This window comes from Mesomycoplasma conjunctivae (assembly GCF_000026765.1).
GTDB classification, from domain to species: Bacteria; Bacillota_I; Bacilli_A; order Mycoplasmatales; family Metamycoplasmataceae; genus Mesomycoplasma; species Mesomycoplasma conjunctivae.
Map to the genome: position 1 here is coordinate 386,741 of NC_012806.1, position 23,626 is coordinate 410,366.

General features: G+C 25.8%; 18 protein-coding genes and 1 tRNA gene. 10 read left to right on the forward strand and 9 right to left on the reverse strand.

The genetic code is table 4. From position 1 onward, the window contains the following. The first annotated feature begins 12 nt into the window (after positions 1-12). Genes MCJ_RS01720 through MCJ_RS01735 form a run of 4 tightly spaced genes read left to right on the forward strand, consistent with a single transcriptional unit; the run spans position 13 to position 8,514 of the window. Positions 13-1,674 carry an Mbov_0396 family ICE element transmembrane protein gene (locus tag MCJ_RS01720; protein ID WP_012751567.1) on the forward strand — a complete coding sequence of 554 codons (1,662 nt, stop codon included), beginning with the start codon at positions 13-15 and terminating at the stop codon, positions 1,672-1,674. Next, complete coding sequence (locus tag MCJ_RS01725; RefSeq protein ID WP_012751568.1) at positions 1,652-4,291, forward strand: Mbov_0397 family ICE element conjugal transfer ATPase; 2,640 nt, start codon at positions 1,652-1,654, stop codon at positions 4,289-4,291. The genes MCJ_RS01720 and MCJ_RS01725 overlap by 23 nt, the downstream gene beginning before the upstream one ends. Beyond that, on the forward strand, positions 4,284-4,898 hold the full coding sequence (locus MCJ_RS01730; RefSeq protein ID WP_012751569.1) for an Mbov_0398 family ICE element protein: 615 nt from the start codon (positions 4,284-4,286) through the stop codon (positions 4,896-4,898). The genes MCJ_RS01725 and MCJ_RS01730 overlap by 8 nt, the downstream gene beginning before the upstream one ends. Then, on the forward strand, positions 4,879-8,514 hold the full coding sequence (locus MCJ_RS01735; RefSeq protein ID WP_041594513.1) for an Mbov_0399 family ICE element protein: 3,636 nt from the start codon (positions 4,879-4,881) through the stop codon (positions 8,512-8,514). Before MCJ_RS01730 ends, MCJ_RS01735 begins: the two co-directional genes overlap by 20 nt. A 224-nt stretch (positions 8,515-8,738) precedes the next feature. Here MCJ_RS01735 and MCJ_RS01740 read toward each other — a convergent pair whose 3' ends face one another. The 6 genes from MCJ_RS01740 to MCJ_RS01765 all read right to left on the reverse strand — a co-directional run bounded on the left by MCJ_RS01740 (position 8,739) and on the right by MCJ_RS01765 (position 14,509). Then, positions 8,739-9,794 (reverse strand): Mbov_0400 family ICE element protein, encoded by a 1,056-nt coding sequence (locus MCJ_RS01740; RefSeq protein WP_012751571.1) that lies wholly within the window; start codon positions 9,792-9,794, stop codon positions 8,739-8,741. A 24-nt stretch (positions 9,795-9,818) separates the two neighbouring features. Further along, positions 9,819-10,874 (reverse strand): Mbov_0400 family ICE element protein, encoded by a 1,056-nt coding sequence (locus tag MCJ_RS01745; protein WP_012751572.1) that lies wholly within the window; start codon positions 10,872-10,874, stop codon positions 9,819-9,821. A gap of 71 nt (positions 10,875-10,945) precedes the next feature. Next, complete coding sequence (dnaB, locus tag MCJ_RS01750) at positions 10,946-12,331, reverse strand: replicative DNA helicase (RefSeq protein WP_012751573.1); 1,386 nt, start codon at positions 12,329-12,331, stop codon at positions 10,946-10,948. 24 nt (positions 12,332-12,355) lie between these two features. Next, the gene (locus tag MCJ_RS01755) at positions 12,356-13,411 is read right to left on the reverse strand and encodes an Mbov_0400 family ICE element protein (protein WP_012751574.1); all 1,056 of its coding nucleotides are present in this window, start codon (positions 13,409-13,411) and stop codon (positions 12,356-12,358) included. A 35-nt stretch (positions 13,412-13,446) separates the two neighbouring features. Further along, complete coding sequence (locus MCJ_RS01760; protein ID WP_012751575.1) at positions 13,447-13,731, reverse strand: hypothetical protein; 285 nt, start codon at positions 13,729-13,731, stop codon at positions 13,447-13,449. A gap of 1 nt (position 13,732) precedes the next feature. Further along, the gene (locus MCJ_RS01765) at positions 13,733-14,509 is read right to left on the reverse strand and encodes a ParA family protein (RefSeq protein WP_012751576.1); all 777 of its coding nucleotides are present in this window, start codon (positions 14,507-14,509) and stop codon (positions 13,733-13,735) included. Between the two features lie 383 nt (positions 14,510-14,892). On the opposite strand from MCJ_RS01765, the gene MCJ_RS01770 reads away from it, so the two are divergent. The 6 genes from MCJ_RS01770 to MCJ_RS01805 all read left to right on the forward strand — a co-directional run bounded on the left by MCJ_RS01770 (position 14,893) and on the right by MCJ_RS01805 (position 21,366). After that, positions 14,893-16,164, forward strand: a complete 1,272-nt coding sequence (locus MCJ_RS01770) for an Mbov_0401 family ICE element transposase-like protein (RefSeq protein WP_012751577.1) — start codon at positions 14,893-14,895, stop codon at positions 16,162-16,164. A gap of 401 nt (positions 16,165-16,565) precedes the next feature. After that, a tRNA-Thr gene (locus MCJ_RS01775) sits at positions 16,566-16,641 on the forward strand. A gap of 77 nt (positions 16,642-16,718) precedes the next feature. After that, positions 16,719-17,717, forward strand: coding sequence for an HNH endonuclease (locus MCJ_RS01785; RefSeq protein WP_050731551.1), 999 nt, complete (start codon positions 16,719-16,721; stop codon positions 17,715-17,717). After that, complete coding sequence (locus tag MCJ_RS01790; protein ID WP_012751579.1) at positions 17,717-18,517, forward strand: TIGR00282 family metallophosphoesterase; 801 nt, start codon at positions 17,717-17,719, stop codon at positions 18,515-18,517. Before MCJ_RS01785 ends, MCJ_RS01790 begins: the two co-directional genes overlap by 1 nt. A 170-nt stretch (positions 18,518-18,687) precedes the next feature. Then, a complete protein-coding gene (gene metK / locus MCJ_RS01795; RefSeq protein ID WP_012751580.1) occupies positions 18,688-19,830 on the forward strand; it encodes a methionine adenosyltransferase in 1,143 nt (380 codons plus the stop codon). Between the two features lie 213 nt (positions 19,831-20,043). Next, complete coding sequence (locus MCJ_RS01805; protein ID WP_012751582.1) at positions 20,044-21,366, forward strand: ABC transporter permease; 1,323 nt, start codon at positions 20,044-20,046, stop codon at positions 21,364-21,366. Positions 21,367-21,398: 32 nt separating this feature from the next. Here MCJ_RS01805 and rsmI read toward each other — a convergent pair whose 3' ends face one another. From rsmI to tmk, 3 genes are read right to left on the reverse strand one after another with little or no spacing between them, the layout of a single operon-like run. After that, positions 21,399-22,115, reverse strand: a complete 717-nt coding sequence (gene rsmI, locus MCJ_RS01810; RefSeq protein WP_012751583.1) for a 16S rRNA (cytidine(1402)-2'-O)-methyltransferase — start codon at positions 22,113-22,115, stop codon at positions 21,399-21,401. Then, positions 22,108-22,995: a DNA polymerase III subunit delta' gene (locus MCJ_RS01815; RefSeq protein WP_012751584.1), complete on the reverse strand. Its 888-nt coding sequence runs from the start codon at positions 22,993-22,995 to the stop codon at positions 22,108-22,110. Before MCJ_RS01815 ends, rsmI begins: the two co-directional genes overlap by 8 nt. A 1-nt stretch (position 22,996) precedes the next feature. After that, entirely contained in the window at positions 22,997-23,626 is a 630-nt protein-coding gene (tmk, locus tag MCJ_RS01820) for a dTMP kinase (protein WP_012751585.1), read from the reverse strand.

Sequence of the window (23,626 nt, forward strand, 5' to 3'; positions counted from 1 at the left end):
TAAAATCTAAATATGATTTTTGCTGATATTTTTGATTGAATAAGTTATTTATTCTTTAGTGCAGCTTGGATGATTTTTGCTTGGCCTTTTATAATTTTTTTAAATATTATTACCACTTTATTTGGATCTATTTCCTTCAATGTTATAAAAAATATGTTTTTTGGTTCACAAGAGAATTTTAGTATTACTAAAATTCCGTTACCTTTTTGAATTTCTGCTGGATTGGCAGCAACAGTTTTATTGTTTTTAGTTATCTATAGATTAGTTAAAAACTTTTTTCTCTCTAATAAAAAACCTAATGAGTATGATTCAAGTATTAAAAATGTTATTATTAATACAGCATCGGCAATCATTTTTCCAATTATATTTATTGTACTTATATTTATTTGCTTTATTGGAATTAATTTACTGGTCAATGGAATCAAGGAAAGCTTAGGTTATCGACATAATTTAACTTTATCATTAATTAGAGGTGCCATTGGTGAAATAAAATTAAGTGCAAGTGATGTCGAATCTATTAGTAAAGGTAATGTAATGCCTCTTGATGCTTATAAACACTTAAGTGTAGGTGATGGACCTAGATTAATTTTATTGGTTGCAATTTCAACATTAATTATTAGTTGACTGTTATCTTCAACATTGATAGGTCTTGTATCTAATTTAGCGCAAATGTTTTATCAATTAATCTTATTACCTGTTTTTTCAGTTAGCAAAATTATAGATGATGGCCGGTTATTTAAAAAATATATGCAAGCTTTTTGGGCTAAATTTTGAGTTGTTGTCATCTATCAATTATCATTTTCGTTTTTCTTTATATGAGCAGAATATACAGTTAACCAAGGTTATCAAATTATCAAAAATGAATCATCATTTCAAAATGATTCTATAGTTTCCAATTCATTATTAAATTTTTTCCTAAGTTTTGTCTTTATTCTAGGAGGCGGGGTAGCAATAAAAACAATTGGAGAAGAGTTTGCAGGTTATTTTGGTAGTGATGGATTTGTTCGCTCACAACAAGAATGAGCACGTCGAACTCTAAAAGGAGTTGCTTTTTCCGCCGGTGCTATAACAGGAGCTGGCATTCTTGCTAAAAAAGGTTTTATAAAAGGACAAAAATTAACTGGCTTTCATGATTTTAAGAAAGCAGAAATTAAAGCTCGCTATAAAAAAGGTGAAATTTCAAGAACTGAAAAAAGAGCTGAACTTGAGCAATTAAGAGCGGACAAAATTGCCAAAGGTCAAACTTTTCGAGAGGGTTGAAACAACACAGATGGCAATGTATTTAAAAAACTTTACTCTGGAGTTAGAGCTAATCGTGAAAGCAAAGATTTAGGATTAGTAGAAGAAGTTGGATTTTTAGGTTCTAAACTTTCAATGGGAGTTAAAAATTGACAAAAAAACAAAGCTGAAAAAGTGCTGCAAAATGATCCTAAAAATTCAGAGGATAATACCAAATTATTTCAAGAAGCTGTTGAGAAAAAGACTAAATCTTTTGAAAAACAAAAATCAAGATTTAGCAAAAGACAAGATAATCTTTATGAGACAGTACATATAAATCATCGCAACGATGCTTTACAAGGTGATGTATATAAAGATTGAAAAAGAGATTTTGAGAAAAGAAAACAAGCTAAAAAAGATAATGAGGATATAAATGAAAAAACAGATTCAAAATAAAGCAATTAATAAAATTAAATTGAATTTATTTAAGAATTTTACTATTAAGGATTTTTTTGTTTTAATTATTGTTATCATCATAGCTTTAATTGTTGTCGCTTCTCTTAATAGTCAAATTAATTTCTTTTTTAAAGTTTTAATATTTATAGCAATTTTTGCTTTTATAGGTTTACCTTTGCTTATAAATTTTCCATCTCAAAATGCTAGAGGATGACAAATTTTTATTAATTGAATTAAATTTGTCAGCTTGCCTAGGAAATATTCATCAAAGTCCAAAAGTTCAAATAATACATCAAATTTAGTTCCTTATGAAAGTTGTAAAAATGATTTTATTTACAGCAATTTTGGTTATGTTGGTGGTTTAAAAATTCAAGGTTTTGATTTATTTGCTTATGATGAAGATTACCAACTATCCATATTTCATCAGTTTAGTAAAATAATTAATAATATTAATCATAAAATTTCTATTATTAAAATTGTTGTTGATAATGACATCAAAGCAAATCAAGATTTTTTCGAACAACAAAGAGAAATTTGCCTAGAAAATAACGATGAAAACTTTTGTGAAGCATATAGTGATGATTTAACAATTAATTTTGAAGGACAAACTAAATTTGATTATTATGTTTTAGTTTATGGTTTTGAATTTAAAGATTTAGAATTTGAAATTGCAAGATTAAAAAGTGCTTTTTCGCAAATTAATATTAATTCACAAAAATTAAAAATAGAAGAATTATTAAATTTATCTATTCAAACTTTAAATTCAAATGATAAGTTCCCAAAAGAAATTTTGCAGCAAATTAAAAATGAGAAAAAAAATATTGCTAAATATTTTGCTTTAGATGAAATTAGTTGAAAGTCTAAATATTTTACTTCACATAATAAATTTTTTTCCTTTCAATCAATTTCGGAATTACCTTTAGAATTACCCCCTTATTGAGCAAACAATTTTTTTAATTCTAATTCTAATGTAATTTGAAATATTCAAAAAATCGATGAAAAAGAGAAAAACAAAATCCTTAACAAAGCTCATACTATTTTAGATATTAATAGTGAAGATAAAACACAAAATATCATAGACAAGAAAAAAGGAGAATTTGAGCAAGAAGCTATCGAAAATGTTATAGACATAGCTGCAACAGGTCAAAATTTATTTTATTCTACTTTTTTATTTGTCAATAGTGCTAATTCAAAAGAAGATTTAATAAATTTAGAAAATCAAAATTCACATTTAGTTAAGAGTATTGGGGCTAAAATACATACTTTGAGATTTAAACAATTAGAGGCATATATAAATAGTTTTTTTAGACAAAAAGATACGCTAAAAGAATGAATTGAAATGCCGGCAAATAATATTGCATATGGCTTTCCATTTACAACAAGAGAATTTAATGATGGAAATTATAATGTATTAGGGACAAATTTTCATGATGGCACTCCATTATTTTTTGATCAATTTTTGCAACAAGATAGTAGAAAAAATTCAAACTTATTTATTTTAGGAACTTCTGGCTCTGGTAAAACTACTATTACAAAAAAATTAATTAGTTACAATCTTTCAATTGGTAATCATGTCATAATTTTAGATCCTCAAAATGAATATGCAAAATTGGGAAAATTATTTAATGCAAATATTATCCATTTAAACGGTAGTGGTCAAACAGTTTTTAATCCACTTCAAATTAGAAAAATATTTAATCCAAATGATAGTAAAGTTAAAAATACAAATTTAGAATTGTTATCTCTAAATATTTCAAAACTTGAAACATTTTTTAAAATTATTTTTCCTGAATTAAATCAAATAAGTTTTATGGCTTTAAAACAAGCAGTAGAAAAACTTTATGAAAAATTTGGATTTTATGAACTTAGTGATGATATTACCGAGTATGAAAATACATTTTATCCAACAATTGATGATTTAATCCAAGTTGTCAAAGAAGCTGAATTTGATTTTTTAACTAAACAAGAAAAAAATATTTTGTTAGCATCGCTAAAATCAGAATTTAATAAAAATAGTATTTTAGGAAAGATGTTTAATAATCATAGCACTAATTATAATGCTACACAAAATTTCGCAATTTTTAATGTTGCTGCATTAATGCAATTAGACAAAAAAATTTATCAATCCGCATTTTTTCTAACTTTATCATTTATTCAAGGCGAAATTTCAGACTTTTATATGCAAGATAATAAAAAAATTATTTTAGTAGTAGATGAAGGACATAAATTTATTGATGAGTCTAATTTATTTGCTTTAAACTTTTTATTTGATACTGCCAAAACTATTAGAAAATATAATGGTGGATTAATTATTACAACACAAAATCCAGGTGATTTTGCTATAACAGGTGAAGCAGCACGTAAATCTGAAGCTATTATTGAAAATTGCCAATATTCAATATTTTTCAATCTTAAAAGTAAGGATATTGAAAAGATAGATAATTTATATAAAAATGTTGGTGGCTTAAGTGAGGATGAGAAAAATTTTATAAGTTTAGCTCAAATTGGAGATTTTCTTTTAACAGTTGATAGTGTTAATCGTTTTAAATTAAGTGCTTATTATAATGATGTTGAAAAATCTTATTTTTTTGATAAAGGAGACAAAGTAAATGGCTAAGAAAAATACTACAAAAAAAGAAACAAACAAAGCGACTTTGTGACTACATTATACAGATCCTAAAGAAGTTAAATTAATCAATAAGATTAAACAAGAATTAATAGAAAATGATAAAAATCCGACACGTGAATTTAAAAAATTCATAATTCAAAGCATTCAATCAGACTCCTTTGCCCAATCCTTTTTCTCAATTAGACAAGATATTTATTATTCTTTGAGAAAAGCGACCTTTGCCTCATTAACACCTTTTTATTTAAAACTAATCGAAATGCAAAAGGAAAGTTTTTTAAATGCACAATTGTTAAGTGAAAAAGTAGATTTTTTAATTAACTGAATTATTGACAAGCCTCAAAATTTTAACAAATTTGATGAACAACAATCACTAAAATTACTAAAAGAGATAAATATTTTCCAACAAAAAAGAATGGAAATTAATGCAAAACTTAGGGTGTTAAAATCTAAAAATAGAACAAGAAAAAAAGAGATTTTAGAATTCTATGAAAGATTCCTTGCTAGTGAAAAAATTAGTCAAAAAAATGGCGAGGATATTTATAATCAAGATGAAATTAAAAATGAAGGAGATGAAGATGAATACAAAAATTATTAAATTGATCTTACCTTTTTTCTCTTTTTCTACATTATTTTTTATGCCTTCTCTTATAAATAACATTCCCATTTATAATACTAATAGGAGAATTGATGAAAAATTTGCTCCAAAATCTCGTCATATTTCTGTTTCAAAAAATTACAATGTTAATGTTAATTTAGCTTATCAAGCTCCTAAAGCTAAAATCAAAATAAGTACTGAAGGTGATAATTCTTATGGAATTGGATGGCTAGGAGGATCTAATTTTGGAGTTAGTTATAATGATAAATCAACTGTCAAACAATTAAGTGCTGGTTGATTTTCAGATTATGAATGAAATTTACAACAAGGTTATTATCCTCTCTGAAAACGAAATTATGTTAAAAAAAATAATGGCTTTTATGATATCAATAGTGGCTCTGGTATAAGAGATGATTATGTTCATAATTTTAATGATATTAAATTTCAAAGAAGTCCAACACAAAATGAATCATTTAGTTTATTAAAAGTAACTCTTGATAACTGAGATATAAGTAGTGGTTTAAAAGAAGAATTTGCTAAGCAATTAAACAACCAAAATTGAAGTGATTTTACATTAACTGAATTTAAACTTAATTTTGCATACACAATAAGTGATGAACATATAGTGAGTGTAAAAACAACTATGTCTGCAACAGCGAAATTTCAGGAAAAAAGCTTACATGAAAATCAAGAAATTAATAAATTAAATTCTTACTTAAACAATATTAAAAATCAATTTAATACCAGGTTTAATGGCAAATTTATTATTCCTACAGATACTGGCTATGCTAATGGATTAAATGCTTTAGCTTCTAAGACCACTAATAAATCTAATAAAGAATATTTTCATGATTTAGTTAATAATTGATTCGACCCTATTAAAACACAAAATGATAACAATTATAAAGCTGAATTTTGATATACTACTAATTCAAAAAATGAACCATCAGAAGTTTTTATTAAATTTTATAATCCTATAGATAAAAGATATGAGCAATTCATTTTATCATCTAACATGAAAATAGAATGGCAACCTACCGAATTTTTAAAAAAACAATCTTTTAGTTCAAGACTTGAATTTATACCATCATATATTTATGATTATGATACCAAAACTAAAAGATTAGTCAGAATTCTAAGTCCAAAAAAAGAGATAAATGATGATGAAACTAAAAAATTAAAAGAAGAATCCGCTAGATCAAATAGTAGTCAATTATATGGCGGAAAATTTGAATATTTTGGAGATGTTGGAGTTGAGTTTTCTGCTAGTGATGATGAAAATGAAGTCTTATATATTAATGACAAACCTGTCGATGTGTTAAATAAACATTTTAGTACTATTTTAAAAGATTTGCGACTTGAAGATAAAGAAGAAGGAGCAATTAATACCTACAAAGTTGAAATAAAACAATTTAAAAGAGATTCAAAATCTAAAAACAATAGTGAAGTAGTAAAAACTTATACTGTGCACATTACAACTAAAAGTGTCAATAGTATTTTAGAAGGTAAATGGTTTGCATGAGATCCTAAAAATAATCCAAAACAAAAAGATTTAATTACTGAAAATCTTTTAGATAGTAAAGGTAATCCTATTTTAGATAATCAAGGAAATTCTGTTAAAAATCCAAACTTTGATCCTTATATTAATCCAACAACCGGTACTAAAAAACAATTGCTTTGAGTCACAAATAAATTTAATTGTTCATGGCAAAGATGCCAAACAGGAATAGAAGATGCAATTTTTTATCCTGATTCAAGTATTGCTCAATCAGGATTTATAGCTGAAGCTGCAGTTGTGGGCAAAGGTGTTAACTTATCGCTAAATACTAATATTAAAAATAGTAATACAGAAGTAAAACGTTATAGTGTTAATTTAGCCAATCAAAATAATTTTGAAATTCAAGAACATAATATTCCAGGACTAGCAACTAGTAAAAAAGGAACTAAAGAAGAAATTATTAATAATGAAAATAATTATTTTTCAACTAGTGGTTTGTGACTTTTTAGAGTTAGTCATGAAAAAGATCAACAAAGTTTTAAATTGTTTTTAATTGGTGAAAACAGCAATACTAGTTTATTCACTGATATAGTCCATAGCAATTATTACACTCCTTTTTGATCTTCATTAGCTGGCAAAAATCTTAAGGAATATTTGAAAAAAGAAAGAAAATTAAGTGAAAAAAATATTGATAGTCTATCTTATGAAAAAGTTTTATCATATTGAAAATCTTATATAGATTTCAAACTTAATAAAAATCAAATTCAAGATCCTAACTTAAGTGATTTGGCTAAAATAATTGATAAAAATTTAGAAGAGCAAATAGTAAATAACCAAATTGATTTAAAACAAAATCAAAAAATTAATTTACAAGTAGATATATCCGATTTTGTCTCTTCACTTAGTCAACAACAATTAGAAGCTTTAAAATTTGACAAAAATTCTAATTCAGCTCATCTAAATTTTAATGTTGAAAATTTATCTACAAATAGTGATAATAGTAAAGATCTAATTTTAGATTTAGATAAAAACCAATCTATACCATTAAATTTTAAATATAATTTTGAATACACAGGTATCAGAAATCAAGATGAAATAAAAAAACTAAAATCTACTAAAGAAGAAATTTTAGTCAAAGATTTTTTAGAGTCTGAAATTAAAAAAACAATAACTAAAAATCCTTTTTTATCAAGTGATCAATTATTAGAAAAAATAAATTATTTATCTAGTTCTATTACTGGTAGAGATGATGTGCAAACCATAATAAATTATCAAGGGTTAAGTGATTATCAAGTAGAATTAAAAACTAGTAATGAAGGTATTTTCTTTGATAAAAATAAATTTAAATTTAACTTAAAAGAAATTCAAGAAGAAGCTAAAAATAATTACAATCCTTTTTCAATTTTGCCAGATAATTTTACAATTAATTTAGCAGGAATTGACAATAATACGCAAGCTATTGATTATATAAAAAGTCAAATCCAAGAAGCTACAAATGGTAAATTAAAAGCTAATCAAGATTTTGATTTTGTGAGCCTACAACCACTAATTACCAATTCTACTATATTAAATCCTGAGGAAAATTTATCTAATTTAGATTTAGCTAATTCTATTAATTTAGGATTACAAAGTTTAAAACAACCTGGTTTTGCTAACATAAAAATTATTAATACTGTGGCTAATACACAAAAACCCAATATAACAGATTTATCTAAAATTAAGTTAGATCCTATTATTCTAAAAACAAATAAAGAAAGTGAAATTTCGGAAGAATTAATTCAACAATTAAACCAACAATTAGTCAAATTTGATTTAAATGTTCAAGACTATTTAACTGCTAACAATTTTAATCTTGCTTTAGAAAAAATCCAAAATAATAAAGTCAGTGACATAGAATTAGAACCTGCTAATTTTTTAACTAATAATAAATTAAAAATTAAAGTAGAAAATTTAGACTTTAATAATTTAATTAGCGACTTAGATATAAAAAAAGATGTAATAGAAAAAAGAAATGAAAGCATTACTTGAATTATTCCAGCAATTTTAATTCCAATTATTATTATCTCTGTTGCAATATTTTTTATATTTAGAAAAAAATTCAAAACATTTAAAAAATAAATAAAAAATTACTCTTCATAATTTATAACCGATCAAAAAACTTTTTATTTTTGCAAAAATAATATAAAATATGAATGAGTTGTTTTTTAAACATGTATTGCTTTGGTAGGTGTTCTCTGCTGCTCAAAAAAGAACAATATTAACTTTACAGTTGTAGTTTAAGCAAAAAAACTGTAAAACCACCTTTTTTAGGTGGTTTTTTTATTTAATTTTATAAATTTTTATTACATTTTCATTTTTCTTGTCTTAGATTTAGCTTTTAATTCTTCAACATATTTGTTGTATGACTCTTCTTTTTCCATAAACAATTCAAATTCTTTTTTTAACCAATTAAAATTGAATAAAGGTTGTCCATCTCAGTTTGTATGCATTGATTTAAATTGTTCAAAATCTAAACCTAACATAGAAATTTTATCAAATTCATCATGTGCAAACTTTAAATCATTTCGCCTTATTTTAGAAGCAGCAAAAGCAAAAGAGTTTATCACACCTACATCATAAATGCCAATAGGTCTAGCAGCTATTTTTTTACCTTGATTAAATAATGAATTGTGCTCAAGAATAATATCTTTGGTAGTTTTCCCTTTTTCTATTAATTGGTTGTTCTTTATTCATCTTGCTAGAGGTTCTATTACCATTTCATCATCATAATCTCGCTTAGCTTTTTTGAGAGCTTTTGAGACAATTTCTATACCTTCTAAATTTTTACTATTTTTTATATTTTCTACATAATTTGTTCAAGTTTGGATTTCCGAACTAGATAATTTGCTCTTTTTTAATAGATACTCCAAATCACTATCTAAATGTTCATCAGAAGCATATAACAAATCTGATTTAATTATATTTTTATCTATATCATAACTTACATCACTTAAAGCAATATATGGTGGGATTTTTTTTATTAATTCATCTATTTTTTCAAATATTCTTAAGACATCTTCATATGAGAGTTGAGTTGTTTTTGTAAACTTTAATTTTTTGTTGTTGTGAATTAAATCATCATAATCTAATTCTTGAATTCTAAATAATTGTGAACAATCTAAATATGAATCATTCTTGAAAAGAGCATTACGATTCTTGCTTTTTTTAATTAAAATTTCACCATCTTTAGGGTCTTTAAGTTGACCATTTTCATCTATTGCTGTTCTTGATTTGATATAAAATAATTCAAGACCATCCATGTTATGAATTATAATAACAGGATGACTGTCTATATCTTGTCCTAATGTATCAAAAGTTATTGATTTTATCGGCATAAAAGGTTTAAATTTTGTTTCCATAACTCTCCATTTTATAAATTTTTATTACATTTTCATTTTTCTTGTCTTAGATTTAGCTTTTAATTCTTCAACATATTTGTTGTATGACTCTTCTTTTTCCATAAACAATTTAAATTCTTGCTCTAGCCAATTAAAATTGAATAAAGGTTGTCCATCTCAGCTTGTATGCATTGATTTAAATTGTTCAAAATCTAAACCTAATATAGAAATTTTATCAAATTCATCATGTGCAAACTTTAAATCATTTTTCTTAATTTTACAATCAGCAAAAGCAAAATAGTTTATCACTCCTACATCATAAATACCAATAGGTCTAGCAGCTATTTTTTTACCTTGATTAAATAATGAATTGTGTTCAAGAATAATATCTTTGGTAGTTTTACCTTTTTCTATTAATTTGTTTTTCTCTATTCAATCAGCTAGAGGCTCTACTACCATTTCACCATTATAATCTCGCTTAGCTTTTTTGAGAGCTTTTGAGACAATTTCTATGCCTTCTAAATTTTTACTATTTTTTATATTTTGTACATAATTTGTTCAAGTTTGGATTTCTGAACTAGATAATTTGTTATTTTCTAATAGATACTTCAAATCGCCATCTAAATGTTTGTTGGAAGCATATAGTAAATCTGATTGAATTTTATTTGTATTTCGATCATAACTTACATCACTTAAAGCAATATATGGTGGGATTTTTTTTATTAATTCATCTATTTTGTCAAATATTCTTAAGACATCTTCATATGAGAGTTGAGTTGTTTTTGTAAATTGTAATTTTTTGTTGTTGTGAATTAAATCATCATAATCTAATTCTTGAATTCTAAATAATTGTGAACAATCTAAATATGAATCATTCTTGAAAAGAGCATTACGATTCTTGCTTTTTTTAATTAAAATTTCACCTTCTGTAGGTTTTTTAAGTTGGCCATTTTCATCTATTGCTGTTCTTGATTTGATATAAAATAATTCAAGACCATCCATGTTATGAATTATAATAACAGGATGACTGTCTATATCTTGTCCTAATGTATCAAAAGTTATTGATTTTATTGGCATAAAAGGTTTAAATTTTGTTTCCATAACTCTCCATTTTATAAATTTTGTTAATAATCTTTTAATATTTTTTCTAAAATAAGTGTTAATAATTGCCCTTATTCATCGCTATCACCATTTCATTCTTGTTCGACAAAAAGTCCTTGACGAGGGATAAAAATAAAGTCAAGAATACCTGTTGGACCACTTCGATTTTTGGCAATTCGCAATTGTGTTGGCGAGTCATCGCTTATTTCTTCGCTACCTTTTTGTTTATTGTAGTAATCAGCTCGATATAAAAAGGCGACAATATCGGCGTCTTGTTCGATAGCTCCCGATTCACGTAAATCAGAGAGCATTGGCAATTTATCCTCACGTTTTTCAACACTTCTTGATAGTTGTGAAAGTGCAATGATGGGCACATTGACATCACGAGCTAGTTGTTTGAGCTTTCTAGAAATGATTGAAACTTCGACTTGTCTAGAATCACTTCTTTGTTTTTGGCTTGAATTGATTAATTGCAGATAGTCTAAAATAATTAAATCAAATTTTTCATTATTTTTAAAACGTTTTCAAACTTGTCAATAAATATCGTCGATATTTATTGAACCTGAATCATTGATGAGCATTTGATAATTAGCAATTTGGTGATTAATAGCACTTGTAATAATTTCAAATTGTTCCTCTTTTAAATATTTTGGTGTTTTAAATAAACTAGAGTCGATGTTGGTCTCAAGCGATAAAATTCTTGTAACTAAATCTTTATCAGACATTTCCAATGAGAAAAATAAAACTGATTTTTTATTAGCACAAACATTTCTTGCAATGTTGAGGGCAAAAGCGGTTTTACCCACTGAAGGACGGGCAGCCAAAATTATTAGCTCACCAGGCTGTAACCCAGAAGTGGTATTATCAATATTTGTATATCCGGTAGATAAACCTTTGAAAGAATCGCGATTGCGATTTTGAACTAAATAATCTAGGATTTCGCTAGAAACACTTGAGACACTGGTGAAATTATCACTAGTGTTGGCGTAATTAATTTGGTTAATTTGTGATTGCAAATGGGAGCTCAACTCAGAGCTTGAAAGTGTTGAATTATCTATATTTTTCAAGCTTTCTTCAAGTAATTTTTTCAAATTACGCAAAGCTGTCTTCTCAGTTACAATTTTGATATATTGCTCAATTGTATTGTCAAAGACTAAAAAAGATTTTGATAAATTAGCAATTGTGGGAAGGCCACCAATTAATTCTAATTTTCCATAGCTTCTAAGATGCTCAATTAAAAGTTCGACACTAAAAGAACCATTATTATTCATCAATTTCTTGATTGCAAGAAAGATAATTGATAATTGCTTATCACTAAAATCTTCTTCACTTAACAAATTAATATAGCGGTGAACCTTATCTGGTCGACGCAAAAAATATGTAAGGATGATTCTTTCAATATCTGGAGCGTTATAACGATGGTTACTCATCTTTAAAGGTTTAAATTTTGTTTCCATAACTCTCCGTTTTATAAATTTTTATTACATTTTCATTTTTCTTGCCTTAGATTTAGCTTTTAATTCTTCAATACGTTTGTTGTATAACTCTTCTTTTTCCATAAACAATTCAAATTCTTTTTCTAACCAACGAAAATCAAACAAAGGTTGTCCATCTCAGTTTGTATGCATTGATTTAAATTGTTTAAAACCTAAACCTAATCTAGAAATTTGGCTAAACTCTCAACGTGCAAACTTTAAATCATTTTTCTCAATTTTAGAAGCAGCAAAAGCAAAAGAGTTTATCACAGCTACATCATAAATACCAATAGGTCTAGCAGCTATTTTTTTTCCTTGATTAAATAATGAATTGTGTTCAAGAATAATATCCTTGGTAGTTTTCCCTTTTTCTATTAATTGGTTTTCCTCTATTCATCTTGCTAGAGGTTGTGTTACCATTTCATCATCATAATCCCATATAGCTTTTTCAAGAGCTTTTGAGACAATTTCTACACCTTCTAAATTTTTACTATTTTTTATATTTTCTACATAATTAGTTCAAGTTTGGATTTCTGAACTAGATAATTTCTTAGTTTTAAACAAAAAACGTAAATCTTCATTTAAATGTTTGTCGGAAGCATATAACAAATCTGATTGAATTTTATTTGTATTTCGATCATAACTCACATCACTTAAAGCAATATATGGTGGGATTTTTTCTATTAATTGACCTATTTTTTCAAATATCCTTAAGACATCTTCATATGAGAGTTGAGTTGTTTTTGTAAATTGTAATTTTTTGTTGTTGTGAATTAAATCATCATAATCTAATTCTTGAATTCTAAATAATTGTGAGCAATCTAAATATGAATCATTCTTGAAAAGAGCATTACGATTCTTGCTTTTTTTAATTAAAATTTCACCTTCTGTAGGTTTTTTAAGTTGGCCATTTTCATCTATTGCTGTTCTTGATTTGATATAAAATAATTCAAGACCATCCATGTTATGAATTATAATAACAGGATGACTGTCTATATCTTGTCCTAATGTATCAAAAGTTATTGATTTTATCGGCATAAAAGGTTTAAATTTTGTTTCCATAACTCTCCATTTTATAAAATTTATTGATAATTTTGTTAATAATCTTTTAATATTTTTTCTAAAATAAGTGTTAATAATTGACTTTTATTTAAATTTTGTGCTTTAGCTATTTTTATTAATTTTCTCTCATATTCTATTGGTATAAAAAAACCAATTGTTTTCTTTTGTAACATTTTTTTGCTTAAAATAGAATCTAAAAATGATTCTTCTTTATTAGATTCTTTGAGCTGATATTTACGTGTATCTTTACTTTCTTGTGATTCTTCTTTATTTGTGTTTAAAAAATCAATTAAATTGATTGAATTTTCTTGTTTTCCCATATTATTTGTCCTTAATATTAAATTCTAATAAATTAACTAAATTTTCATAAGCTTGAGATAACTTGTTTTTACTAGTTAAATAAACTGGTAATTTTTTTAAAGATATTGAGTTGATTCCTGATATAGAATTGGGAATGGAAATTAAACAAAGTCCAGGTTCAGGTAGTTTTTTTGCTTGCTCTCTTATCATTTTTTCTACTTTACTTCTAGCATTGGTTTTAGTTCCTACCATAGCTTTTATTTTTAATTTAGGATTTCCTTTTTTAGCTTTTTCTATATAATCATTCATTTCTACCATCCCTCTAATACCATAAAATTCAAGTGTAAAAGGTATTATTACTTCATCAGATGCCAACAACACTGAAAATGTATTAGATGATTTAGCAGGTTCTGTGTCAAATAAAATGTAATCATATTGATGTAATTTTTTTATTTCATTTATTATTTCACTTAAACGTTTAAATGGATCTTGATTTATTATTCTTTGAACCATCTCGCTATCATGTGTGTTTCATTTTTTACCAGATGGTATTACATCTATATTTTCATAAACATTTGTAATAGCATCAGAAATATTAGCATTTTCAAAAACTAAATTATATAACCCTATTTTTTCTGCTGTATTTTGTTTACCAAAACTAGATAAAACACTATTTTGATTGTCTGAGTCAATAATTAAAATTTTTTTACCTTTTTTAGATAATACAGCAACATAGTTAGTTGTTAAAGAAGTTTTTAAAACACCTCCCTTGTTATTTGCAAAAGCTATAGTTTTCATTTACTAATTTCCATTCTTTTTAAATATGTTTTTATTTAATCTTTTTTTATTTTTATTAGCAATTTAATAATTTTTTATTTTAATATTTATTAGTAATTTATTTTTTATTTTATTTATATTTTTTAATAATTATATATTATTTTTTTGATAGCAAATAATTTTTAATTGCCTTTTTGCTTATTTTTATTAGTAATTTATTTTTATTTTATTATTAGTTTTTTTAATATTTATATTTTATATACTAAAATTTTTTTATTATTTTAAAATAACTTTATTATGTTTTATTAATAATTTTAAATAATTTTTTTCAAATTATAATTATAAAACCAAAACATTAAATCTATTTTATAAAAAATTATTAAAAATAAAATCAAGGTTAAATTATGGAAATTACTAGTTTAATTCAAACATATAAAGAAAATGGTATTTTTTTTACAAAAGAACAAAAAAATAGATATATTCAAAAATTAAAACAAATAATTGAATTGGAAGAAAACAAATTTAGAGACTCATATTCAGTTAGGCCAGATGTTTACTCACATGGTCAAATTAAAAGAAAAATAATAACAGACTATGGAGCTATCTGAGTTTATGTATATAGATACTACAAGTGAGTGGCAAAAATAGACGACTATGGTGAAGTAAATGGTAGAAAAAAAGATGTTTTTTACTCAGATTTTTTTACTAATTTAGTCTCTAAAGGAAAAAATATTGTTAATAACTTAAAAGAAAAAGTAATACAGCTTTCATTAGAAGTCAAACAAACAGAGTCAATAGCTCGACTATTAGGCAAAGTAATTTCTGCTAGCTCTATTAATCTAATACTAAGAGAACTAGAGATAAACTCCAATTTAACTGTACAAGACTTTTCAAGTTTAGCTAAAGATCAAGATACTATTTACATGGCTGTTGATGATGCCTTTAATAAAGTGAGATATGGTACTAAAACACCAATTTCAACTTGCACTAGAATGATGGTTTTATACTTATTAGATGATAAGAAAAAAATTGTTGGTAAAACAAATATTTTAGAAATTAAGAAGATAAGAGAAATTAAAAATAAACCAACTGTTTTAGCTCAAATTGTTTTAAAAACAATTCAAAATGTATATAAGAAAAAATTAAAAATTATTATTTTTGGTGATGGCGCTAAATGGATAAAAAATTTAGCTAAATCTTTAAATGCTAAATATATTTTGGATAAATATCATCTAGTTAAAAAAGCATCTGATTTAGTTTCTTTCAAGAACAACAACAGCTTAAATAAAAAATTATTTTCTATTAATAACCAACCTAAAATTTATTGGATCTTAAAAGATTTACTAGAAAAGCAAAGTTTATTTGAAGTTATTTTTTTTATGCAAACCATCCAAAAAAATTTAAAAGAATTTTGAAAAAACAACCTTTATGATTCAACTAGAATTTTGAAAAAAATTAACGAAATAGGCAAGTTTATTCACTATATAAAATTCAATTATGAAGCAATACAAAATGTTTATTCAAACCTAAATACCGGTTCCAATACAGAATCATTAATGGCTCATTTAATCAAAAAAAGTACTAAATTTAAACGAGTAATTTTTAGTGAAAAACGATTTAAAAACAACCTAGTTATTCATCATTTTGTACAGGATGTTAACCTATTTTTGATTTAATTTTTTTAATTTTGCCTAACCTGAAAAAAGAGGTGTTTTTTTACCTACTTGCTAAAATTAGCAAGTAAAATTATTACTATATAATAGTAATAAAAGTCAAAAAAAATGCCAAATTTGCTAAATTTAGCAAGTCACTTGCTAGAACTTGCTATTTTTTACAAACTATAAGTTTGTAAGGCTTACCTTTTCGTCAGAAAAAAATGGGTACGCCGGCTTCTTTAAATAATTAGCAAAAACTTCTTTTTGCAATAAAAAAATTTTTTTAATCATGCAAAATATTTTTTTGTGGTATCATTTTGGTAAAGAGGCATTGCTCACAAATTTTGTTTGCTCCTAAAATGTTTAAAAAACAAGAAAATTGTTTCTTTTTAACAAAAAAATGGTATAATTCCTAAAGTTATGCCATCATAGCTCAGTCGGTAGAGCACATCCATGGTAAGGATGGGGTCGCAGGTTCGATTCCTGTTGTTGGCACCATATCATAATTGACCATAAAAGATGCTTATTTTATAATTAGCATCTTTTTTATCAAAAAAAATCAAGGAGTTAACAAAATGTCTAAAACTACAATAAGTCCGGAACAACGAGAAGAAATTTGAAAAAAATATTTTGGTAATGAAAAAAGCGGAAAAGATTTTGCAGGTAGGAATTTTAAAAAAAACCAACAAACTTGAAATATAGATCATATAATTCCAAAGGCGCTTGATGACAAAATAGATTGGCAAGGTTTGGGAATTGAAATAAAAGACTTAGAAAATTTACAACCCGTTCATAAAAACACAAATAAAGAAAAAAAGGATAAAACTACCTTTGAAATTAAAACAAGCAGTAAGAAGAAAGAATTTACAATTTTTTTTAATACTAAGTTTAAAGAAGAAAAACAAAAAGATATGAATGCTTTTTTACTAAAAGTAGCAGAACTAGACTTTAATACAGCACCTGGTAATGAACATTGAGAAAAAATTGATAACTACTTTTTATTTGATAAAAAAGCAGAAGACAAAAGCGAAAAATCAACAACCACACTTAAAAATTATTTTGATTCAATTATGAAGATAGAAAATGAATCAATTTTTGAACACCACTATATAAGTTTAAATTTTTTAGATTCTAATTTTTTTAAAACTTTTCAGCAAATTAATTTAATTTTCAAAGAGAAAAAAAATAATTTTAATTATAATTTTTACAAAGTTGCAGAAAATGATAAATTATTTTTTACCTTCTCATTACCCATGCTAAAAATTGAAGAAATTTTTAAAATACTATATAAAATTCATGATATTGATAAAACTAATAATTCTATAATTAAATTTTTTCTATGAAGTTTTAAATGCAAAAATAAACAAGATTTTTTAGATTTCCAAATCAAAGACTTTAATAACCAACTAGAAGAGTTTTCAAGGTGAGATTTCAAAGATGAACCTAAGCACTCATATGTGGTTGACCAACATTTTTATAATTTATTAAGCAATGAAGCTAAATTTGATAAAATTAATGATCAGTGATATAAATTCAACCTTGAAAGTGAAGCAAGTAATTTAGAGAATAAATAATGAAAAAAGCAAAAATTTTGTTTGTAGGTGACATTTTTGGTCAGCCAGGGATTAACTTTTTTGAAAAAGAGTTAGCACGTCTTAAAAAAGAACACAATTTTGATTTAGTAATTGTTCAAGCTGAAAACATCACTGGTAGAAAAGGTCTTAATAAATCTGATTATCAATATTTACAAAAAGTTGGAGTTGATGTTTTTACTATTGGTAATCATGTCTGATTTAATCCAGAAATTAACCTCTTTATTAATAATAAAGATATCGTTAGACCTTTAAATATTGCTCAACATTATCAAGGACATGGTACCACCGTGATTGAAAAAAATGGCAAAACTTTTCGTGTTACCAGTTTGTTAGGAATTACCTTTAATAAACTAAATAAGCCTTGACAAGAAGAAGAGGCGGATAATTTTTTTGATGCAATTGACAAAGTTGTCTACCAAGATGAATCAGATTTTCATATTGTTGATTTTCATGCAGAGACTACCAGCGAAAAAAATATTTTAGGAATTTACTTAAATGGTAAAGTCTCAGCGGTAGTAGGAACTCACACCCATGTGCAAACAAGCGATGCAAGAGTGATGTCGCATGGAACACTTTTCATTACAGATGTTGGCATGACAGGTCCTAGTAATGATGCAATCGGAGTTAAATTTTTAGATGTTTATAAAAAAATGCGTTATGCAAAAAACTCCAAATTTACTACATCTAAAAATAAATGTCAATTTAATGCTGTTATTTTAGAATTATCCAATCCTATGAGTCAGCAAAAAATTACACCAATTTATTCCTACGAGGAATAATATTTTTTTAAAAGTGTTTAAAAATAAAGTTAAAAATTTTAAAAAAGAAAAAATGTTTTTTTATTTTTTAAAATAAGATATAATACATTTTAGCCGTAACCTTTTATACAATGTCCATTAATAGCTAACTTTTTTTATAAAAAGATAGATTATGATGGAGTAAATAAAATATGGAATTTTTATCAAAGAAATTATCAATAGCTGAATCGGTAGGAAAAGGTCATCCAGACAAAATTTGTGATCAAATTAGTGACGCTATTTTAGATAATATTTTAAAGCAAGACTCAAATGCTAGGGTCGCAATTGAAACTATGGCATCTAATAGATTAATTATTATTGCCGGTGAAATTAAAACACATTCATATGTAGATTTTGTTCAAATTGCTTGAAATATAGTAAAATCTCTTGGCTACAGCGAAAATGATTTTACAATTATTTCAAATGTTAATTCACAGAGTGCCGATATTGCTCAAGGTGTTGACAAAGAGAGTGGGCTTATAGGAGCTGGTGATCAAGGAATTGTTTATGGTTATGCCTCTAAAGAAACAACTTCTTATATGCCACTTGCTCATACAATAGCTCATGAACTATTAAAATTAGCAGAAAAACTACGTGTCAGCGGTGATTTTCTCTGAGCAAAAGCTGATATGAAATCACAAGTAGAAATTGATTTTAGTAATCAAAAACCTAAAATCAATAAAATTATTATGTCGGTTCAACACGATGCTAATTATGATCATCAACTTTTTGTTAGCTTCATAAAAGAGAAAATTATGAAAAAAGTAGCAGTTAGTTTTGGACTAAATACAGATTTTGAAACCCTTATTAACACAACTGGTAAATTTGTCATTGGTGGTCCAATAGGCGATACTGGCTTAACTGGTAGAAAAATTATTATTGATTCTTATGGTGATCGTGCACATCATGGTGGTGGTGCTTTTAGTGGTAAAGATTATACCAAAGTTGATCGCTCGGGAGCATACGCTGCGCGCTGAGTTGCTAAAAATTTAGTAGCTGCGGGTGTAGCTGATGAAATTGAGGTACAACTATCTTATGCAATTGGTCTACCAGAGCCAACATCTATTGCTATTAGTCAATCAGGAGAACGCCTCTTTGAAGAATCAAAACTTATTGATGTTGTCAAAAAAGTATTTAATTTGAGTGTAGTAAATGTTATTAATGAGTTAGGACTTAAAGCTCCTATTTACCAACAAACCGCTACATATGGACACTTTGGAAGAGATGATTTAAACTTACCTTGAGAGAGCTTAAATAAGGTAGACAAAATAAAACAATTATTAAATATAAAATAATAATTTAAATTAAAAAAATGGAAAAAATTAATTATCCATTTTTTTTTAATTTTTGCTATAAATTTATAGCTTTTTCGAGAATAAATATTTATTTTTGAGCTTTGCTAAAAATGAAAAAATTTTTCAAAAATAATAATGATTTTCCAAAATATAAAGCTTTAAATATGGTAGAATTATATTTTAATAATATTTTAGTTGAGTAAGTGAGCAAAAATGAGTTTTTGAAAAAAAATATTAAAATTTAAAGAGAAAGATCATCAATCAAAAAACAAAGATCTAGTCAACAATGCTACAAATGAGGCTTCTGATATGCTTGAAAAACATGAGAACAAAACTACCAATAATGAAGCTGAGAGTCAAGTAGAAGACAGTATAGATTTTGATGATTTTATTTTTGAAGATCATGACGCTTTCAATTCTAATAATTTATCAAAAAGCGAAGACGAGATAATTCTAGAGGATTCAGATTTAGGACTAAATGATAATAAAGATATTATCAAACCTGAGAATATCGATTCTTATAATTGAGAATTAGATAAAAAAAATAAGAAAAAAAAATTTAATTTTTGAAATAAAATTAAGCATGACAACAAAGAAATAAAGATAGAACTTGATAAAACAGAGCAAGAATTTGTTGAAAAAATTTCCAAAATTAAATCCATTGATTCTCTAAGTGAAATTGATGATAACATGGACTATCGTACTAAAATTAATGTCTGATCTAATAATTTTAAGGTTTTAAATCAAGATATTTTATCAAATTTAGAAATATCTAATAAAAATCCTAAACCAAATACCTTAGAAACTTTTTGAAATAAAATGTCTTTTTTATCCCAATCTGTTTATAAAACAATTGTTATTCTTATGGTTTCATTAATATGGTTTGTGTTTTGATCAGCAATTGGTGGATTTGAAAAGTATAGCATTTGACAATATAGTGTATATATTTTGTCATTAGTTGGATTTTTATTTATTGTAGAAATTGCCATTTACATAAATAATGTTAAAAATAAAGGTCACTCAAACCGTCTTATAAATTATTACTTGGCAAATGGTGTTTTTACATTATTAAATTATCTAATTCGTATTTTATTTCTTTTTACACCGTTTTTTGTCAATAAGTTTATTCAAATTGAAAGCACTGATCCTGGAGTTAACCAACTTATTGGAAAATTATCGGTAGCAACTAGTGCACCATCACTATCACTATTTTTTGCTTCTATATTTTATGTTCCAGTACATTGAAACCAAATTTTTCGCAAGGTTATAATTAGCACCGGAATTATCCATATCTTTTCACATCTGTATTTATTGAAAAACTACAAAAATAATCCTAGCGAAATAGTTTACCAAAGACTTCGTGACAACTGAGTAAGATTACGAAAAGTCTACCACAAACCTTTAGGAATCGGATATCATCCAGAATTTATTAGGGTAATGAGTGAAATAAAATCCAATTTACATTTGAGCATTGAAGATCAAAAACAGCTATTAAATTCAATTAAAAAAGTAATCATTGAAGATTTAAGAAAATAAAAAACATGACAGTTTTGAAACTATCATGTTTTTTATTTTACTTTCGAAAATTGTTCATATTTGTTCTTTTTTATACTCTTTTTTTCCTTTAATTTTAAAATAATTGTAAATTCTCCTTTAGGAGCACTCAAATTATTCAAAATTTTATCTGGAGTACCACGGTAATATTTTTGATAAATTTTAGTAATTTCTTTGATTAAAAAGATATCAATTTCTTCCCCATAGAGATCCCTGATAATTTCTAAAGTATAAACAAGTTTAAAAGGTGAAATATAAAAAATATAACTTACTTTAGGATCTAAAAGGCTAATTTGTTTAATAATTTGTTGTTTTTTTGAATCTAAAAAACCACCAAAATAAAAGCTCCCTTTATATCCTGAGAGTGCAAATGCGCTTATTAATGCATTTGCGCCTGGAATTATGTCTACCTCAATATCATTTTCATGAGCTCAATTAACCAAAATTTGCCCTGGATCGCTAATAGTTGGTACACCGGCATCACTTATTAGGCAAATTTGTAAACCTTGGTTTAAGTAGTTATCTATTAAATCAAGCATTTTGTATTCATTAAATTTATGGTAAGAAATTAATTTTTTATTATTGATTTGATAGTGATTAAGCAGTTTTTGGGATACTCTTGTATCCTCACATAAAATAATATCACTATCTCTGAGAGTATCAAGAGCTCGAAGTGAGATGTCTTTTAAATTGCCAATTGGAGTAGAGACTAGTGTGATTTTTTTAGTCATAAAATTTGCTAAAAACTTCGTATATTTTAACAAGAAATGCTTGTTTTTGTAAGTTAAAATTTTGATATGTCTCTAAGGAATTTAAAAGATTTTGAATATGATCATTTATTATAACACTTAATTGACGATCGAAAATGTGTTTTTTAGTTTTTTTAATTGCTATTTTAATGTTATTTGGTAGTTGAGGATAACTAACACCAATAAAAGCGTTGAAGAAATATTGTAATACTTTCAAAAGAAAAAAGGCATTTTCTTTTTCTAATAAGCTATTCAACTCTAAAATAAAATTGTTATAGTTGGTTGAAAATTCAGATAATATTTCTTCAAAACGCGCTAAAATTGTTGGTGTACAAAGGTTAATAAATTCTTCTATTTGTTGCTCATTAGAAAAAATTTGAGCAAATAGCCAATTATACTCATTTTTTTGTTTTTTTTCTAAAATTTGAAACAAAATTTTTCTAAATTCATAATTAGAAAAATAAAAAATTTGACTTCGAGAACAAATGGTTGACAACACTTTTTCCTTTTTTTGTGCACTAAAAATAAAATAAGTATCCTGTGGTGGCTCTTCAATTATTTTTAGCAATGAATTTAACAAGCTAGGATGTCCTTGATCAACACTTTTAATGATCACAAAACGCAAATTTGAAGCTCCTACATTGCTAAAATATAGTTGGTTAATTTCTTCAAGAAAATCAGTTCGTGAAGTTTTATCTAATTGAATATCGAAAGTAATAATTTTTGCTTTATTGTCAAATTTCTCTAATAAAAATTTGATTTTTTCATCAATTACCTCACGATACCTACTTACTAAAAGCACAGAGTGGACAAAATGTTTGTGTGTCAAGCTATTTGTAATAAATTGTTCTCAAATACCCATATTAACCCGCTAAAAATTTTTCAAAAACATTAATTACATTTGCTAAAACTTCTTCTGGTTGGTTATTGCCACTTATTTTAAAAAAGTTATTAGGTCTTTGTTTTGCTACAAAATTAAAGCCCTCAATTACTCTTAGATAAAACTGGCGTCCACGAATTTCTAGACGATCACGTTTGTGATTGATAATTTGTGACATTCGCTCAAAAGCAACTTTTGGCTCTACATCAATAAAAAATGTAATATCAGGTTTTGTGTTGTTGCTTATTAAATTATTTACCATAGAAACTAATTGTTCTCCTAGTTGCAAACCAAAACCCTGATAAGCTATTGATGAGTCAATATAGCGATCGCAAAGGATAATTTTGTTTTCTTTTAAGGCCGGTCAAATTAATTTTTCTAAGTGCATACGCCGCGATGTAGCCATTAAAAGCATTTCTGAATATGGAGAAATATCATGATTGCGATCTAAAGCAATTTCACGCACTTTTTCTGCTTCAACAACTCCTGTACCTCCTGGCTCGCGAGTAACAATAATTTCACGAGTAGGGAATTTTTTTTGGAGATATTTAGCAAAAAGATTTAAAACTGTGGTTTTCCCACAACCATCAATTCCTTCAAATGTAATAAACAT